Consider the following 17,469-nt stretch of genomic DNA (forward strand, 5'->3'; position numbering starts at 1 on the left):
TTAGATCGAAATGCTTCTATTCGTCTAGATCTTATACACGGTAGCGAGTTGAATCGAATTATGCAAAATGCTGACAGGAAAGAAGGTTGAAATGATGCAAAATATTCGTGTACTTATTGCGGATGACGATAAGGAGATTCGAGACCTGATCCGAAAATATTTGGAGCGGGAGATGTATATCGTAGACACTGCCGCAGATGGGGAACAAGCGCTGCAGCTGTTTCAACAGCACAAATATAATATGGTCATTCTTGACCTGATGATGCCTCAAATGGATGGTATGGAAGCTTGTCGAAGAATTCGCAGCACCAGCAACGTCCCCATCATGATGGTGACTGCCAAAGATCACGAAACAGACAAAATTATAGGTCTTGGCATTGGTGCGGATGATTATATTACCAAACCATTTAGCATTCATGAGCTGGTTGCGAGAATTAAGGCGCTTATGCGCAGATTTATGGTTCTTGGTACTGAGGTCCCTGACCACAGTGAGTTTATTCGCTTCAAAGGATTGATGATGAATTTGAAAACATACACGGTTGATGTTCAAGGCAAAGAGATTGATTTGACAGGCAAAGAGACGGAATTGCTCAAATTTATGATGTCCAATCCTGGTCAGGTATTCACCAAAGCCCAATTATTCAGAAATGTATGGGATAACGGGTATTTGGATGATGACAATACCATTATGGTACATATTCGAAAGCTGCGAATGAAGATTGAATCCGATCCTTCGAATCCGCAATTTATAAAAACCGTCTGGGGTATCGGTTATAAATTTGTAGGTGAACGGGATGAATAGAGATGCCGTCTTGATGTTATCCGGTCTACAGTTGATTATCGGAGCTGGGGCACTTGCCCTGGAATACTACACTAGCTTGTCGCATGGTTCACGAATGTGGTTGTTTGCAGCGTTCGTTTTCACCAGCATCTTGGTACTCGTTAATCAATATCAGATTCGAAGCAAGCAGAAATCGATTGCTTCTGAACTGCATCGGGCGGTCAATGGAGAAGGGAAAAGAAGAATGTTAAGCAAAGGGAATGTACTGCTGGATGAGATCGTTTTTGCAGCGAATGACCTGATGGAGCAGCTTGAAAACGTAAAGATCGATGCCCAGCGTTCCCAGGCAGCGAGAAAAAGTTTGCTTTCCAGTATTTCTCATGATATTCGTACACCGCTGACTTCGATGATTGGTTATGTGGATGCGCTCAAGGATGATATTGCTTCAACAGAAGAAGAGAGAAGCGATTATATGGATATTTTATCGAGAAAGTCCAAGGACTTGAAAAAAATGATAGATGAGATGTTCACCATGGCCAAACTGGATGCAGACGAGATGCCCATGCAGGCTGAGCCGTTGGATCTGGCCGAATTGACCAGGGAGATTTTGATTGAATTTATGCCAAGTCTTAAAAAAGCAGAGATGGATCTGAACATTCAACTTCCCGATTACTCTTGTTTCGTGATGGCAGATCGGCTAAGTATCCATCGCTTAATCAGTAATCTGATTCAAAATTCCATCCAGTATGGGCATGAAGGGGGCGTTCTGGGTATTGAAATGGCACGTTGTCATAACAATTTTCAATTAACCGTATGGGATCAGGGCCCAGGGATATCGGAAAATGAGCTTAATCTGGTGTTTGAACGAATGTATCGCAGTGACCATTCACGTAGTCCTGTCCTTGGGGCAAGTGGACTTGGGCTTTCCATTGCCCGAACACTGGCCGAGAAAAACGAGGGACATTTGCAGGCAGAGAGCATACCAGGGGTGAAAACATCCTTTATATTCACGATCCCCGAGTATACACGGGTGTCACTGTCACAACACAATTAAGAGATAGTTAAGATTTGGATAAGCGCTATTTAAAATCTGAAACCTAGAATGAAATTATCAGTTCTTGGAAGGAAGGTGCGCTGGACGTGAGTGTAATTATCAAAACAACGAATCTTACCAAACAATACGGGACTCAAAAATCAGTCAATTCACTGAATATGACTGTTCACCAAGGTGGGATATACGGCTTTCTTGGACGCAACGGTGCAGGGAAAACAACGACGATCCGTATGCTTCTTGGTCTAATCAAACCAACACATGGCGAGATTGAGATATTTGGAGAGAACCTGTTTACCAATCAAAAAGAAATATTAAGAAGAACCGGCTCGATCGTGGAAGTACCCGGATTTTATGAGAATCTGACTGCCCGCGAGAATTTATCCATCAACGCTCGAATCATGGGGATATACAAAAAGAATGCAATTGAGGACTCGCTTGAAATCGTAGGTTTGCAAAATGAAACCAAAAAGTTGGTTGGCAAATATTCTTTGGGAATGAAACAAAGGTTAGGCATTGCCCGAGCCCTGCTGCACTATCCTGAATTGCTCATTCTCGATGAACCTACCAATGGACTTGATCCGATTGGGATCAAGGAAATTCGCAGGCTGATCAAAAATCTGGCCGCGGAGAGGAATATTACCATTTTGATCTCAAGCCACATTTTGTCGGAAATAGAACAGCTGGTTGATTACATGGGCATTATTCACGAAGGGAATCTGCTGGAGGAAATTTCATTTGAGCAGCTTCGTAAAAGGAACCGCAAATACACCGAATTTCAAGTTTCAGATGATAATAAGGCCACGGTAATTCTCGACGGTTTGGATCAGGCTGAATATGAAGTTCATGATGAACGCAACATCCGGGTTTATTCCCACCTTGGACAACAAGGGAAGCTGAACAGGCTCTTTATGGAGAATGACATCGATGTAACCAAAATTATGGTGAGTGAGGATCGGTTGGAAGACTATTTCACCAAGCTGGTTGGAGGTGGAACCATTGGTTAATCTGCTTTACAGTGAACTTCTAAAACTGAAACGATCAAAAATGTTTCTGCTTAGTATCATCGGCGCGGCTGTTGCCCCTTTGATGGTTGCTGCCGCCATGTTTGTGCAAATGAAAACAAAGGAGCCATACCTTGTGGCACAATTCAGTGTGCTTATGTCCAACACAAGCATATATGCTGTATTGGTCATTGGGGTTCCGTTGTATGGGGTTATTACCGCTTACCTGTATAACAGGGAATATGCAGAGGATACAATGAAGAATCTGCTGACCATTCCCGTTTCCAGGGTCGCTCTGCTGATGTCCAAATGGATTATGCTGCTGGGATGGATTATGCTGCTTACATTATCCGCTTGGGCGCTGGCGATCATTTTTGGTTCGCTGGGTCAATTTGCAGGTCTTACTCCACAGTTCGTGCTCAACTCGCTCAGCAACTATGTAGTGGCAGGTCTTTTATTGTTTCTGCTGTCGACCCCAATCATTCTGATTACGCTCGTATTAAAAAGTTTTGTTCCGGCGATTATCGTAACCATTATTATTACATTGGTGAATGTAATGCTCGCTACAAGTGAACATCGCGGATTATTTCCATGGACCGCAGCACTGGATATTGCCAATGGAACACTGGAAGCCAAATATCCGCCAGAGTATTCATATATTTCGATCGCTGCTACGTCCATCATCTGTCTTGGACTGGCCATCGGTTATTTCAAGAAAATAGATATCCATTAATAAAAAAAGAAGTTATACCAAATCGTTATAATCCCCTATCCGTAAACAGAGTGATGAGTTCACCATCCTGTTTACGGATAGGGGATTTTTCGGATAATACATATCAGCTACATTTAATTAATGAATCAAGCCCTTGCAGAATATTCAGGAAGCACTTCGTTATCCATTGAAAGTAACAACGAAGATCACGTAAATCATATATGTGTTGGATCATTTTTTTGCTCAGGCTCTCCGATCTGCTATGATGGAACAAATAATCATGGCTAGAACGGAGGGAGATCATGAACTGCATTGCTGTATTGCCTTATTACAAAGTACAGAGAGAAGTAACGGGTCTCGCACAGGAAGTACTGCAGAGTGATCGGTCCATGATACTCTACTCGGACAAGATTGTAACAAAATACCGCGAGTTTAATATTACGGAAGTGTTCGACATGTCCTTTCGGAGAATGGGAAATGAAGGTGGTTTTTTCTATCTACATACCAGCACCGGAGTCTATCCTTATATGGTTAACATAGATCCCAAACCTTTTATCCAAAGTTTCAGAGCAATGACGACTCAAAAATTAACTTAATCTTGACCTTGCCGTTACGTGAAGGCTTATCCTCGGATTTGGAAGTAAAGCCATCCAAACCTAGAGGAGTTGTGAAACGAATGAGTATATTAATTCAGCAAGCCACCATCTTAACGATGAAAGACACCGATTCCCCCTTCATGGGGGATATTCGTATTGTAGGCGACCGCATCGCAGAGATTGCTCCCCACATTCAGGCTCAACCGGGTGATGACATTATGGACGGTCGACATAAACTGGCCATGCCGGGCCTGATCAATGCTCACCAGCATACACCGATGAGTCTGTTACGAGCATTCTCGGATGATCTGAAGCTGATGGACTGGCTTGACCGTAAGATGCTGCCTGCAGAAGCCCGGATGACACCCGAAGATATATACTGGGGAGCACAATTATCGATCGCCGAGATGATCCGTTCAGGAACTACAGCTTACGCTGATATGTACATTCACATGAATGAAATCGCAGAAGCGGTAACGAAAACCGGTATTCGGGCATCGCTCACACGCGGAATGGTATTCGTAGAGGATGACGGAGGGCGCAGATTACAGGAAGCGGTCGATTTGGTACAGCGTTGGTCGGGTAAGGCTGAGGGTCGAATTACGACGATGTATGGCCCGCATTCTCCCTATACTTGCCCGGTAGAACCTTTGCGGGAAGTAATCGCGATGGCAGAGCAGGAGAACGTGCCCATCCATATTCATTTGGCTGAGACGAAAGAGGAAGTTGTGAAGATTCGTGAACGCTATGGCATGACGCCAACGGAATATTTGGAAGAGGCGGGCATGTTCGAAAAAGCACACGTACTGCTTGCCCATGGCGTACACCTAAACCGCAGAGATATTGGCAGATTGAAAGGTATGCGTGGTGGAGTAGCGCACAATCCGGTCAGCAATCTGAAGCTTGGCTGCGGAATTGCCCCAATTACCGAGATGATTGCACAGGGAGTTAACGTGGGTCTTGGAACCGACGGGGCAGGAAGTGCGACAACCGTCGATATGTTTGAAGAGATCAAGGCTGCAACCTGGCTGCAAAAGCTGGATTATGGTGACCCTACCCGGTTGCCTGCAAAAGCAATTCTTCGGATGGCTACACGCGGAAGTGCAGAGCTCCTAAATATTCAGCACGATGTGGGGGTTCTGGAAGTTGGATGCAAAGCCGACCTGATTCTGATTGATCTGAAGAAACCGCATTTGCAGCCGGTTCACGAGCTGGAATCATTGCTTGCATACAGCGTGAATGGCGCCGATGTAGATACTACCATTGTGAATGGCCGTGTACTGATGAGAGGCAGGCAGCTGCTAACGATTGATGAGGAAGAACTTTTCCGTCAGATTGAGGTTCGAGCGAGGTGTATTGTGGAAGGAATTTAATGTCAAAGCGGGAAACTTTGCAAATGGAGTCCTAATAAATATAGGGCTCTGTTTGCTTTCCCTTCATATTGATTTTCGACACCTGCAATGCTTGACATAGTTCACCACCTCAAGTCATTGCAGGTGTATTTTTTGTGGCAGGCCGAAGTTCATTATCCAGTTCATTATCAGTTCACACACTTTTGTTAGAATGTGAGCTATTAAATAAACAGATAGCGTTTTTGATTTGGAGAGGAAGAGGTCATATGAAAATACTAGAAGTCAAACATGTGAAGAAGTCATACACGCTGTATGGTAAAGAAAAGGTTGCCGTGCTCCACGACGTGAATTTGAGCTTTGAGACAGGAGAATTCGTCTCGATCCTAGGTGAATCGGGTTGCGGTAAGTCGACCCTTATGAATATTATTGGCGGAATGGATTCTGATTTTGAAGGGGATATTCTCGTTCGTGGTAAGAATTTAAGTGCCATGACGGAGAAGGAAATGGATGATTATCGGAAGAATAACATTGGCTTTGTGTTTCAGAACTTCAATCTCATTCCACATTTATCTGTCCTGGAAAATGTTACAATTGCCATGCAAATGACGGATACAAGTGAGAAGGAACGCAATAAGCGTGCCATAGATATTCTGACCGAGGTCGGACTGAAGGATCATCTGAATAAACGTCCCAACCAGCTGTCTGGTGGACAGAAGCAAAGGGTTTCCATAGCTCGCGCGTTATCAAACAATCCCGACATTATATTGGCTGATGAACCTACGGGTGCTCTGGATAAGGAGAATGGAGATCAAATCCTGGCATTGCTGGACAGCATAGCACAAAAAGGGATGTTGGTCATTACCGTAACTCACTCCCAGAAAGTGGCCGATTCCGGAACGCGTATTGTGAAGGTAGAAGAGGGACGGATTAAGGATGATATTTATTTAAAAGATCCTTCCTTAATGATCTACCAAGGTGATAAAGATCCTTCCCGAAACCTGGGTCTGCTGGCTTCCTTCAAAATGGCTCTCAAAAATATGAAACTTAATGCCAAGCGTAATGTATTGGTAGCATTGGGGGGGTCCATAGGTATTTTAAGCGTGCTTCTGATGCTCTCTTTAGGCAATGGAATCACGAGTTACATGAATAACGAGATCAATGCAAGTATGGACCCATTACTCGTGGACATCACAAAACCAAGTGAAGAAGCCAAAGACATGCGCGGCCCGGAAGCCTTGATGGCAGCAGGTCAGGCGTTTACGGACGCTGATATTGAAACCATTCGTAATTTCCCGAATGTGGATCATGTGGAGACGATCACCTCTGTGGATGGAAAATCGACTCTGGTTTATGAAGAACAAACGGAGGGACTCACACAGTTAACAACGTTTACGGACGCTTTTGATAAAGATAATATTACAGCAGGAACTTTACCAGAAGCCAATCAAATCTTATTACCGCAGACAACAGCGACTAAACTCAGTGGAAATGACCAACCTGAATCTATGATAGGCAAGCCCATCCATCTATATATTAATGAAATGGATGCTAACCATAAACCGATCATATTAGAAAAAGAAGTTATTATCTCAGGGGTGTATGAAGCAACGGGACAAAGAACTCCAATGCAGCAGACCCCAGGATATCTCCCATCACAGACACTTGAGCAGATGTATACGGACAAAGGGATTACCATTGGCCCGATTCAAGTTAATGCTTATGCAACCGATATGAAGTATGTAAATGATATTAATGCAGCAGCTGTGGATGTAGGCTTCTCAGGCTCCCAGATGGCAAAAGTGATGGAGAATATTACGACTTATGTGGACATGGCTACGATTGTTCTTTCTGGTATTGCAGGAATTTCATTAATCGTATCCGGTATCATGATATTGGTGGTGCTCTACATTAGTGTAGTGGAACGGACAAAGGAAATAGGAATTCTTCGTGCGATTGGAGCAAGAAAGAAAGATATCAAGCGAATCTTCTTTTCCGAATCTGCTTTGTTGGGAGTATTTAGTGGTATCATTGCGGTAGTCTTTGCCGTACTCATTAGTTATGTGTTAAATATTTTCTTGGATAACGCTTTTGGAGCAAAACTGATTAATCTATCCGGATATTATATCGTGTTCGGAATGGTTGTAAGTACAGTGATTAGTATCATCGCTGGTTTGATGCCATCATCGAAGGCTGCCAAGCTGGACCCAATGGAATCCTTACGATATGAATAAATACCGTTGTGAATAATGAAAATTGCAGAAAGGATAATGGATAAATGAACACCATTCTTGTGGTTGATGATGATTCTCATATCCGCAAACTAATTCGAATCTATCTTGAAAAAAGTCAATTTTCCGTCGTGGAAGCGGCTGATGGTCAAGAAGCACTGGAACTCTTATCTCATACCAAAATCGATTTAGCGATTGTGGATGTGATGATGCCGCGTATCAATGGTATTGAATTGACGGCAGATATTCGATCTTATATGGATATGCCGATTCTAATGGTCACTGCCAAAGGAGAATCCAAGGATAAAGTCAGAGGATTTAATGCAGGGTCAGACGATTATTTAGTAAAACCTTTTGACCCTGTAGAGTTAATCCTGCGTGTGAAATCGTTATTGAAAAGATACAACAAGATATCATCGAATGTGATTCACATAGGTGGTGTAACCATTGACTTGGGCAATTTGACAGTTGTTGCAGCAGCTCGAACGGTTGAATTGAAAAAGAAGGAATGTGAATTGTTATTTGCTCTGGCGAGTTCGTCAGGGCAAATATTAACACGTACACAGCTTATTGAAGATGTATGGGGAATGGATTACGAAGGCGATGAGCGCACAGTTGACGTGCATATCAAACGGTTAAGAGAACGATTGGAGTCGATCCCTGAGCTCGTGATTTCGACGGTAAGAGGACTTGGATATCGTCTGGAGCTGGCATGAAAATGGTGAGGAAAAGTCTGCGACTTCGAATCGTAGCTACATTTATTGGTATTGTTCTAGCCAGTTTGATTCTCTCTTTTATACTTAATATTCGGTCTCAGGAAAAGACTCCCAACCATTCTATTCTCAGCGTTGCTGAAGATATCGCTGCAATAATAAACCTGATCGATGATCAGGAGAAAGTTAAATCAAGCTTGGATATCTTTGCACGATACGGCTTGAACATTACTCCCGTGAATGAACAAAGTGAAGTGCTTACTTCTTTACCAAAGGAAAAAGTTAATTCGTTATTTAAGGCGAGTTCAACCGATGCGGTTATTTTATCCAACAAAGATGGAACTGCTGTTGTGGGTGTTCCCGGAATGAACGATGAGATTGGAGCGCTTCTGATCCAAAGTGACTTTTCATCCATTTTTCATAATCTGAGAAAAACGCTCCTCATATCGCTATTTACAGTCTTGGTCATTGGAAGCTTATTAATCCTGCTCATGTCGGGGTATATTGTAAAGCCGATCAAGAGGCTTACAGTTGCAGCCAAGAAAATGGCATCCGGGGATCTATCTGTCCGGTTGAAGCATCATAATCAGGATGAGTTTGGTGAGTTGATGGAGAGTTTTAATCATATGGCCCATGAGCTGCAAAAAATAGACTCGGTGCGTGATGATTTTGTCAGTAACGTCTCTCATGAAATGCAGTCTCCCCTTACATCGATCAGAGGATTTACAAGGGCGCTGCAAGATGGCACCATTCCAATCGAGGAGCAGAAGGAGCATCTGGATATCATATATGAGGAAACGTTACGCCTGTCCAGGCTTAGTGATAATCTACTCCGGTTAGCCTCACTGGATTCGGAACATCATCCGTTTCATCTCACCACATTCCAATTGGATGAGCAATTAAGAAGAACGATCGTATTAGCAGAACCCCAGTGGGCGCACAAAAATATCAAAATTGAGTTAGAGATAATGCCTTGCGAGATCACGGTTGATAAAGATCTGTTTGAGCAGGTCTGGCAGAATTTAATGAACAATGCTATAAAATATACAGATTCTGAGGGTACCATCCTTGTCAAGATCAAGAAATCGACTTCATTCGTGAAGGTAACGATCAAAGACTCAGGACAAGGCATACCGGAGGAAGCCCTTCCGCATATCTTTGATCGATTTTATATGGTGGACAAAGCGCGAAGCAGCGCTCTTAAAGGGAATGGATTGGGGTTATCCATCGTAATAAAAATTTTAAAGTTGCATGATTGTACAATAGATGTGGAGAGCAGGGTTGGAGAAGGTACGCAGTTTACAGTTACGATTCCCACAGCTTAAATAAGCCCAAAGAGCAATATTTATGCAAGCGGTGTCCTTAGGATTACAGGATCCCGGTTGACCGGATATTGCTTTTTGGTGTACTGCGTGACAGATTTTAGATATTGTTTTGTTAAGCGGCAGATCATTTGATAAGATAGAAGAGACGAGAAGATCAATCATTCATTCATGGGGAAATCGAGTGTGATAGAGTAAGTGTTTTGGTTTGCACTCTCGTTTTGCCTGTCTATGTGAATATATGAACATATTATTTTATTAATCAAAGAATGGAGCCATCCAATGAAATATCGCAATATGGAAGATTGTATTAACGATCTGGAGCAGCACGGACATTTGATTCGAGTGAAGGAAGAAGTAGACCCCCATCTGGAGATGGCAGCGATACATATGAAAGTGCATGAGGCGAAAGGCCCGGCGCTGCTGTTCGAACATGTGAAAGGTTCGAAGTTCCAGGCCGTTTCGAACCTGTTTGGCACCGTGGAACGAAGCAAATTCATGTTCCGTGGCACGCTTGAAGGTGTACAGCGAGTGATGACCGTGCGTGATGATCCCATGAAGGCACTCAAAACACCTTTTCAGCATATCAGCACAGGTCTTGCCGCCTGGCAGGCGCTGCCCAAGCAGAAGTCGATCAGTCTTCCCGTAACCGCCCAAGAAATTCAAATATCCGATCTGCCATTGATCAAGCATTGGCCCATGGATGGGGGAGCATTCGTTACGCTGCCTCAAGTCTATTCGGAGGACCCGGACAAGCCAGGCATCATGAATTCCAATTTGGGCATGTACCGGGTACAGTTAAGTGGAAATGATTACGAATTGAACAAGGAAATTGGACTGCACTACCAGATTCATCGCGGGATCGGTATTCATCAGGCCAAGGCTGTCAAAAAGGGAGAACCTCTGAAAGTGAGCATCTTTATTGGTGGTCCACCGGCTCATACGCTCTCTGCGGTTATGCCTTTGCCTGAGGGACTCAGCGAAATGACCTTTGCCGGATTACTAGCCGGACGTCGCTTCCGTTACAGTTATAAGGATGGATATTGCATCAGCAATGATGCCGATTTTGTCATAACGGGGGATATCTATCCAGATGAAACGAAGCCTGAGGGACCATTCGGAGATCATCTTGGATATTACAGTCTGACTCATCCATTCCCGTTAATGAAAGTGCATAAAGTATACGCCAAACCGAACGCGATCTGGCCATTTACGGTGGTGGGTCGTCCTCCGCAAGAGGATACGGCATTTGGTGATCTGATTCATGAAATTACGGGTGATGCCATTAAACAGGAGATTCCGGGCGTAAAAGAAGTCCACGCAGTCGATGCAGCAGGAGTGCATCCGCTTCTGTTCGCGATTGGAAGTGAGCGTTATACGCCCTATCAGAGGGTAAAACAGCCAACAGAGCTGCTGACGATCGCAAGTCGAATTCTCGGTACCGGCCAGCTCAGCTTGGCGAAGTATTTGTTTATCACAGCAGAAGATCAGCAATCGCTGGATACGCATCGGGAAGTGGAATTTCTGACGTATATCCTGGAACGAATGGATTTGCAACGGGACATTCATTTCCATACCAATACAACGATCGATACACTGGATTACTCGGGAACCGGGTTGAACAGCGGCAGTAAGGTTGTATTTGCAGCCTATGGGGACAAGAAACGGGAATTGTGCCGTGAAGTACCTAAGACATTGAAGGATATCCGGGGCTATAGTAATCCACAGCTCGTGATGCCAGGAATGGTTGCCATTCAGGGAGCACCATTCACCAGTTATGCGGATACAGAGCAAGAAATGAAGACATTCACGGATTTGCTGAGCGAAAAAGGAGATCTGTCCTCATGTCCAATGATCATCTTATGTGATGACAGCTCTTTCCTGAGTGCGAATCTCAGCAATTTCTTATGGGCAACATTTACTCGCAGTAACCCTTCCCATGATATGTATGGGGTGAACAGCGGTTACAGTTATAAACATTGGGGCTGTGACCAGATTATCATCGACGCCAGAGTGAAGCCGCATCAGGCACCACCGCTTATTCCAGACCCCGCTGTTGAGAAACGCATTGAACGCTTTTTCGCGCAGGGAGCGAGTCTAAGCTCGATTAAAATATAATTGGATTTCCAAAAGCCCAATGATTATTCTGGGCTTTTTGCTTATATATGTCTATAGTTAGAACCCCTTGTCCTTAGAAGGATTCAAAACCGGGACTTTCTTTCAAAATGGGAGTGAGGATAAAGTCTTATATGTTCGTATTTCCTTCTGTGATTAAGGTCGTTTGAACTATGGATAAAAAGTGATTATTTATCGATATAAAGTAGTATAGGGATTTTTGGGACCCGATGTAACGGGTGCTGTTGACTATAAATGATTGTTCAGGGGGAATACCGATTTGAGAATCCATATTATGAACCTGCAAGATGGAGACCGTCTGACTGCGGATACATTCAGCGAAGCAGGATTACACGTTCTGGGCCAGGGTACTGTAATCAAAAGTGAAGATATCACCTTGCTCATGCAGCATCGCGTAGATTATGTGGATATTGAACCACGTGAGGAAGAAATCACGGAAGCCGAATTTTTTGCGGCGGCAGCAAAATTTTCAACTGGAGCAAGCACAAGCACCAAGGAAGAGCCGCCTGAAGAAGAAATGAAATCCCAATTTATACAAACTGTACATAATTATCAATCCGCTTTTCTCGAAGCACTGACGGTAGGCAAATTCAACGCAACAATGGTGGATGATGCGCTTCAACCGATGGTGGAGGGACTGGATGAGCAAAAGGATGTTGTTCATCTTCTGATGATGCTGGAACGAGATGATGTGAACAACTATACACATTCCATTCAGGTTGGATTGTTGTCATTTTACCTGGCCAACTGGCTTGGTTATTCTCAGAAAGAGAGTTACCAGATCAGTCGCGGCGGCTATCTTCACGATATCGGCAAATGCAGGGTATCCCATCGGATTCGTAACAAGACGGAACCGTTAACAGCTGATGAACAGCTGGAATTGCATCGCCACACCATCTATGGACATGATATTATCAAAAGTTCCATGACGGATGAAGCTACTGCACTGGTTGCCCTTCAGCATCATGAACTTGAAGATGGCACTGGATATCCGATGCAGCTTAAGAAAGACGAGATTCATCCATACACACAGATCGTATCTGTTGCTAACATATACATCGGGATGAGATCCGGCAACCACGGAAGCAGCAATCCGAACCTGATTAACAACCTGCGGGATATCTATGCAATGGGGTTTGGCAAATTAAATGAGAAGCCGGTTCAAGCATTGATGCAGCATCTGCTTCCCAATTTTATTGGTAAACAAGTGCTCCTGAGCAACGGCGAGCGGGGCGTTATTGTCATGAACAACACATCGGATATTTTCAAACCACTGATTAAGGTGGAATCGGAACAATATCGTGACCTGTCCAAAGAACGCACGCTTGCCATTAATGAGTTAATTATTTGAGTTAGATTAATTAAATGATTTCATACGGAAAGCGGGCCTCCTATGCGATAAAACAGGGGACCCGTTTTTAATTTATATCATGCACTGCAAAGGAGAGATAGTCCTTGATTGAAGTGGTAACCGAGATTAGTATACATGCCCCCATTGAGCGGTGCTTCGACTATGCGCGGGACATGGATATCCATACCCGGACAGTCTGGAAACATACCCGTGAGCAGGCTGTAGCTGGTGTTACAACGGGCAGAATCGGCGAAGGTGATACAGTAACTTTCGAAGCAAGACATTTCGGAATAAGGCAGAAGTTGACTTCCCGGATCATCGAATACAATCGTCCGTATCTCTTTGTAGATCAAATGGAGAGAGGTGCTTTTAAGAGCATGCGGCATGAACACAGCTTTACTAGAATAGATGAGCAGATGACTTGTATGAGAGACACGCTGAGATTTGAAGCACCTCTTGGTGTTTTGGGTTGGGTCGCAGAGCGGGCTTTTCTCAAGAGATATATGCTGGCTTTTCTGAAGAGCCGTAACCTTAAGTTAAAGGCGCTGCTTGAGCAATAAGGGACGGAGAATGTGTAAGAGAGGAAGGATAACGAGATGGAAAATGAATACGATGTGGGTTGGGGCACACTTGCCCTTATTAATGCCGGACTAGCACAGGGAAAAAACAGAAGTGGACGTAACTGGTTTCTGATTTCCCTGTTATTTGGACCGTTGGCAACCTTATTTATCGTGGTGTGGAATAAGCTCGATTAATAGTAAGGGCCCAGAATAGAAGTGCCGCCGCACTAACGCCTGCACCCAACCAGCAAACACCTGTCCAACCCGCCCACGCATATACTTGAGTGGAAGCAATAGAGCCTGTCGCACTGCCTATCGAATAAAAAATCATATAGGCGGCCGTTAAGCGACTCTGCGCTTCAGGGCGAACTTCGTAGATCAGGCTCTGGTTGGTGACATGTACCGCCTGCACGGCAAGGTCCAGCATAATCACCCCTGCCACAAGCAGCCATAAAGAGTGGTGAACATAGCCCATGGGCAGCCAGGATACAAGCAATATGATAAGGGCGATGCCCGTCGTCTTTTGTCCAAATCCCCGATCAGCCAGCCTTCCTGCGCGTGCAGCAGCCAGTGCACCAGCAGCCCCCGCGAGACCAAAGGCTCCAATAGCGGTATGTGAGAGGGAAAGCGGCGGAGCGCTTAGCGGTAAAACCATGGAGGTCCACAGGGTGCTGAAGGCTGTGAAGATCAACATGGCGAGAACACCGCGTACTCGCAGAATCGGCAGCTCGCGGTACAGTTGGAGCACAGAAACAATCAATTGGGGGTAGCTCAGTTTCTCACGATCGGGCTCACGTTTTGGAAGGACAAGAAATAATGTGATTATCCCAAGTAATGTCAGAGTGGCAGAGAAGAGATAAACCGATCTCCAACCGATCCAATCGTTTAAGGTGCCAGCTATCGTTCGTGCCAGCAATATGCCTATGACGATCCCACTTGTGACCAGACCGACGATGCGCCCTCGTTCCGAAGGTGCAGCGAGGGAGGCGGCAAAGGCAACGAGTGTTTGTGTAATCACGGCAAGCAATCCGATCGCGGCCATTCCTATGAATAAAATCTGGCTGGATGATGAGATACCAACGGTTATCAGGGCGATTACGGATAAAAGCATTTGGATGATAATCAGCTTGCGTCGATTCACGAGATCACCAAGGGGGACGAGTAATAACAATCCTAGAGCATAACAGACTTGGGTGACGGTGATAACCATCCCAATGGATGAAGGAGTGATACGGAACTCTTCAGCCATGGAGTCGAGCAAAGGCTGAGCGTAATAAATATTGGCTACTGCCAGTCCGCTGCACAGCGCAAATAATAGCGCGACAAGGCGTGAAATGCCTGCACGCCCTTCGCTGTGAGCATGTGTTAGATAAGATGGATTTTGCATGATGGAGTCACCTTTCCGTGTTCGAGTTGGTAAGTAATGAAAACAGAATTAATCATTGATCATAATGTACTGATCGGTACATTATGATTCGAAATAAACATACTTCAAGCTTCGAAATGATGTCAAGTAGTAATGATAAAATTAGTTTTTTCATTTCTAAGAAAGTGAAATGAATTTGACATGAAAACAAAATGAAGTTTAATATGGTTATATACTGATCGATACATAAAGAGGGTGCGTGCATGGTTAGACAACGGGAATTCGATACGGATAAGGCACTGGATGCAGCGATGCAGATTTTTTGGGATAAAGGATTTGAGGCAGCATCCTTAAGTGATTTGACAACAGCCATGGGCATTCAGCGGCCCAGTCTATATGCTGCTTTTGGAGACAAAAAGGAATTGTTTGAGGCGGCGCTTCGCAAATATACAACTCTTCATGCTGCTCAAGTCAGGTCCATGCTTCAACATAACCCTTCTGTTAGGGAGGCCTTCCGTACATTATTTGAGCATATTGGAGCAGAAGGGGATGTGACACAGCCCCGTCATGGCTGTTTTTGCATTAATACGATGGTTGAATTGGCTCCACATGATCCCAAATTTGCGGTTCTTACCCGGGAGCATCAGATGTATCTGGCGGCGATTTTCCAGGAGACGATTGAACGGGGGCAGCAATCCGGCGAATTACCCGTTGATCTTAATGCGAATGCACTCGCAAATTCTCTGGTTGTATCCATGGTTGGACTGACCGTAATGATGAAATCGGAGCCTGATCGCTCGTTTGTGCAGCAGAGCATTAAGGTTACGTTATCGTTGTTTGAGGTATGAGGGGAAGACTTCATCTTTTAGAAAAGGGTCTGACAGAGAATGATCAATCGAAATTAGATACGATTTTTTGGAAAATGCGGTCCTTGTTTCAAGTGGCATTGGCGATCCTCATTACATCGCTGCTTTTCAAACTGTTTTAGTGGGATTGCAGGAAGTGGGAACTCTTTCCTGCGCTTTTTTGTGTCTAAAGGCATTAGGCAGATGGGGGCTGAGTTGATACAATGCGGATAGGGTATAGATTAAATTAGGGATGTGTACCATTGGTTTACATAGGCAGGATGATTTTTTGAAGGATAACGCCAGGGCGTTGATTTGAGATATATGAGGAGGAGATTCAATCATGCAGACGAAATTGCGTTGTGCCATATTGGATGATTACCAGAATGTTGCCTTGTCTTCGGCGGATTGGTCTCCCATCCTGGATCGGGTTGAGATTCAGACGTTCAATCATTACATGGGGTCAGAGGATAAAGTTGTACAGGAACTGCAGGATTTTGAAATGATTGTCTTGATGCGTGAACGTACACCTTTTCCTGAAACGGTAATCGCTCAATTGCCCAAGCTTAAGCTTCTGATTACAAGCGGCATGCGTAACGCGGCTATTGACCTCAGGGCTGCGGAAGAAAGAGGCGTGATTGTCTGTGGTACGGAAGGCAGCTCAAATCCCCCAACAGAACTGACATGGGCGCTGATTCTTGGCCTCTCAAGGAAGCTGGTAACTGAAAATAACGCATTGCGTTCGAATCGGAATTGGCAAAGTACCGTTGGCATGGATTTATACGGAAAAACTTTGGGGCTGCTCGGTTTAGGCAAGATTGGCAGTCGAATGGCAGTTATAGCACAAGCCTTTGGCATGAAAGTGATCGCTTGGAGTGAGAATTTGACACAGGAACGAGCAGAGCAACAAGGAGTCCAGCGTGCAGATACGAAGGAACAGCTGCTTGAGCAAAGTGATATTGTGTCCATCCATCTGGTGCTTAGTGATCGTACCCGTAATTTAATTGGACGAGCTGAGCTACAACGTATGAAAAATACAGCTTTGTTGATCAATACGTCTCGTGCAAGCATTGTGGACCAAGATGCGATGGTTGAAGCCATACAGAATGAGTGGATTGCCGGGGCTGGGCTGGACGTATATGAACAGGAGCCTCTTCCTGTAAATCATGTGCTGCGTACATTGCCCAATCTGCTGGCAACGCCGCATCTGGGTTATGTGACACAAGATAACTATGCCATTTATTTCAATCATACGGTAGAGAATATTGAAGCGTTTCTGAAAGGGAGAACAATCAGACCATTGCTTCCGGATAAGTGAATCCTCTCTGTGATATGCATTGCAAAAGTATGGAACGTAAGATAAAAAAGGTGCTTCTCCAATCGGAATTCTTCATGGAGAAGCGCCTTTTTTGTAGTTATCGTATCGAATAGTTATCGTTAATTCGGTGATAC

Annotated in this window: 16 protein-coding genes; 15 read left to right on the top strand and 1 reads right to left on the bottom strand. The window is 44.5% G+C overall.

The genetic code is table 11. The features are described 5' to 3' along the window. The first annotated feature begins 94 nt into the window (after positions 1 to 94). From PPA03S_RS00035 to PPA03S_RS33160, 13 genes are all read left to right on the top strand, one after another. Positions 95 to 802 (top strand): response regulator transcription factor, encoded by a 708-nt coding sequence (locus PPA03S_RS00035; RefSeq protein ID WP_062318732.1) that lies wholly within the window; start codon positions 95 to 97, stop codon positions 800 to 802. Beyond that, entirely contained in the window at positions 795 to 1,835 is a 1,041-nt protein-coding gene (locus PPA03S_RS00040) for a sensor histidine kinase (protein ID WP_062318733.1), read from the top strand. Before PPA03S_RS00035 ends, PPA03S_RS00040 begins: the two co-directional genes overlap by 8 nt. A gap of 86 nt (positions 1,836 to 1,921) precedes the next feature. Then, entirely contained in the window at positions 1,922 to 2,839 is a 918-nt protein-coding gene (locus tag PPA03S_RS00045; protein WP_062318734.1) for an ABC transporter ATP-binding protein, read from the top strand. Continuing rightward, entirely contained in the window at positions 2,832 to 3,569 is a 738-nt protein-coding gene (locus PPA03S_RS00050) for an ABC transporter permease (RefSeq protein WP_062318735.1), read from the top strand. The genes PPA03S_RS00045 and PPA03S_RS00050 overlap by 8 nt, the downstream gene beginning before the upstream one ends. 281 nt (positions 3,570 to 3,850) lie before the next feature. Then, entirely contained in the window at positions 3,851 to 4,144 is a 294-nt protein-coding gene (locus PPA03S_RS00055) for a hypothetical protein (RefSeq protein WP_062318736.1), read from the top strand. 80 nt (positions 4,145 to 4,224) lie between these two features. Continuing rightward, positions 4,225 to 5,517: an amidohydrolase gene (locus tag PPA03S_RS00060; RefSeq protein ID WP_062318737.1), complete on the top strand. Its 1,293-nt coding sequence runs from the start codon at positions 4,225 to 4,227 to the stop codon at positions 5,515 to 5,517. Positions 5,518 to 5,762: 245 nt separating this feature from the next. Continuing rightward, complete coding sequence (locus PPA03S_RS00065; RefSeq protein ID WP_062318738.1) at positions 5,763 to 7,727, top strand: ABC transporter ATP-binding protein/permease; 1,965 nt, start codon at positions 5,763 to 5,765, stop codon at positions 7,725 to 7,727. A gap of 44 nt (positions 7,728 to 7,771) precedes the next feature. Beyond that, a complete protein-coding gene (locus PPA03S_RS00070; RefSeq protein WP_062318739.1) occupies positions 7,772 to 8,440 on the top strand; it encodes a response regulator transcription factor in 669 nt (222 codons plus the stop codon). Positions 8,441 to 8,442: 2 nt separating this feature from the next. Beyond that, on the top strand, positions 8,443 to 9,762 hold the full coding sequence (locus tag PPA03S_RS00075; RefSeq protein ID WP_062318740.1) for a sensor histidine kinase: 1,320 nt from the start codon (positions 8,443 to 8,445) through the stop codon (positions 9,760 to 9,762). A 279-nt stretch (positions 9,763 to 10,041) separates the two neighbouring features. Next, complete coding sequence (locus PPA03S_RS00080) at positions 10,042 to 11,877, top strand: UbiD family decarboxylase (RefSeq protein WP_062318741.1); 1,836 nt, start codon at positions 10,042 to 10,044, stop codon at positions 11,875 to 11,877. 277 nt (positions 11,878 to 12,154) lie between these two features. Then, on the top strand, positions 12,155 to 13,246 hold the full coding sequence (locus tag PPA03S_RS00085; RefSeq protein WP_062318742.1) for an HD-GYP domain-containing protein: 1,092 nt from the start codon (positions 12,155 to 12,157) through the stop codon (positions 13,244 to 13,246). Between the two features lie 113 nt (positions 13,247 to 13,359). Continuing rightward, positions 13,360 to 13,806, top strand: a complete 447-nt coding sequence (locus tag PPA03S_RS00090; protein WP_326099807.1) for an SRPBCC family protein — start codon at positions 13,360 to 13,362, stop codon at positions 13,804 to 13,806. A 36-nt stretch (positions 13,807 to 13,842) separates the two neighbouring features. Further along, complete coding sequence (locus PPA03S_RS33160) at positions 13,843 to 14,001, top strand: hypothetical protein (RefSeq protein ID WP_167665954.1); 159 nt, start codon at positions 13,843 to 13,845, stop codon at positions 13,999 to 14,001. On the opposite strand, the gene PPA03S_RS00095 is transcribed toward PPA03S_RS33160, so the two are convergent. Then, positions 13,973 to 15,193 (bottom strand): MFS transporter, encoded by a 1,221-nt coding sequence (locus tag PPA03S_RS00095; RefSeq protein ID WP_062318744.1) that lies wholly within the window; start codon positions 15,191 to 15,193, stop codon positions 13,973 to 13,975. The genes PPA03S_RS33160 and PPA03S_RS00095 overlap by 29 nt on opposite strands. A 242-nt stretch (positions 15,194 to 15,435) precedes the next feature. On the opposite strand from PPA03S_RS00095, the gene PPA03S_RS00100 reads away from it, so the two are divergent. Both PPA03S_RS00100 and PPA03S_RS00105 read left to right on the top strand, forming a co-directional pair. Continuing rightward, positions 15,436 to 16,020: a TetR/AcrR family transcriptional regulator gene (locus PPA03S_RS00100; RefSeq protein ID WP_062318745.1), complete on the top strand. Its 585-nt coding sequence runs from the start codon at positions 15,436 to 15,438 to the stop codon at positions 16,018 to 16,020. A gap of 340 nt (positions 16,021 to 16,360) precedes the next feature. After that, entirely contained in the window at positions 16,361 to 17,335 is a 975-nt protein-coding gene (locus PPA03S_RS00105; protein WP_062318746.1) for a D-2-hydroxyacid dehydrogenase family protein, read from the top strand. Positions 17,336 to 17,469: the final 134 nt, after the last annotated feature.

The organism is Paenibacillus pabuli NBRC 13638 (genome assembly GCF_001514495.1).
Lineage (GTDB): Bacteria > Bacillota > Bacilli > Paenibacillales > Paenibacillaceae > Paenibacillus > Paenibacillus pabuli.

Bases quoted from the DNA above. Each gene is read 5' to 3' on its own strand.
- PPA03S_RS00035 (WP_062318732.1), top strand. From the start codon at position 95: ATGCAAAATATTCGTGTACTTATTGCGGATGACGATAAGGAGATTCGA.
- PPA03S_RS00040 (WP_062318733.1), top strand. From the start codon at position 795: ATGAATAGAGATGCCGTCTTGATGTTATCCGGTCTACAGTTGATTATC.
- PPA03S_RS00055 (WP_062318736.1), top strand. From the start codon at position 3,851: ATGAACTGCATTGCTGTATTGCCTTATTACAAAGTACAGAGAGAAGTA.
- PPA03S_RS00060 (WP_062318737.1), top strand. From the start codon at position 4,225: ATGAGTATATTAATTCAGCAAGCCACCATCTTAACGATGAAAGACACC.
- PPA03S_RS00065 (WP_062318738.1), top strand. From the start codon at position 5,763: ATGAAAATACTAGAAGTCAAACATGTGAAGAAGTCATACACGCTGTAT.
- PPA03S_RS00070 (WP_062318739.1), top strand. From the start codon at position 7,772: ATGAACACCATTCTTGTGGTTGATGATGATTCTCATATCCGCAAACTA.
- PPA03S_RS00075 (WP_062318740.1), top strand. From the start codon at position 8,443: ATGGTGAGGAAAAGTCTGCGACTTCGAATCGTAGCTACATTTATTGGT.
- PPA03S_RS00080 (WP_062318741.1), top strand. From the start codon at position 10,042: ATGAAATATCGCAATATGGAAGATTGTATTAACGATCTGGAGCAGCAC.
- PPA03S_RS33160 (WP_167665954.1), top strand. From the start codon at position 13,843: ATGGAAAATGAATACGATGTGGGTTGGGGCACACTTGCCCTTATTAAT.
- PPA03S_RS00095 (WP_062318744.1), bottom strand. From the start codon at position 15,193: ATGCAAAATCCATCTTATCTAACACATGCTCACAGCGAAGGGCGTGCA.
- PPA03S_RS00100 (WP_062318745.1), top strand. From the start codon at position 15,436: ATGGTTAGACAACGGGAATTCGATACGGATAAGGCACTGGATGCAGCG.
- PPA03S_RS00105 (WP_062318746.1), top strand. From the start codon at position 16,361: ATGCAGACGAAATTGCGTTGTGCCATATTGGATGATTACCAGAATGTT.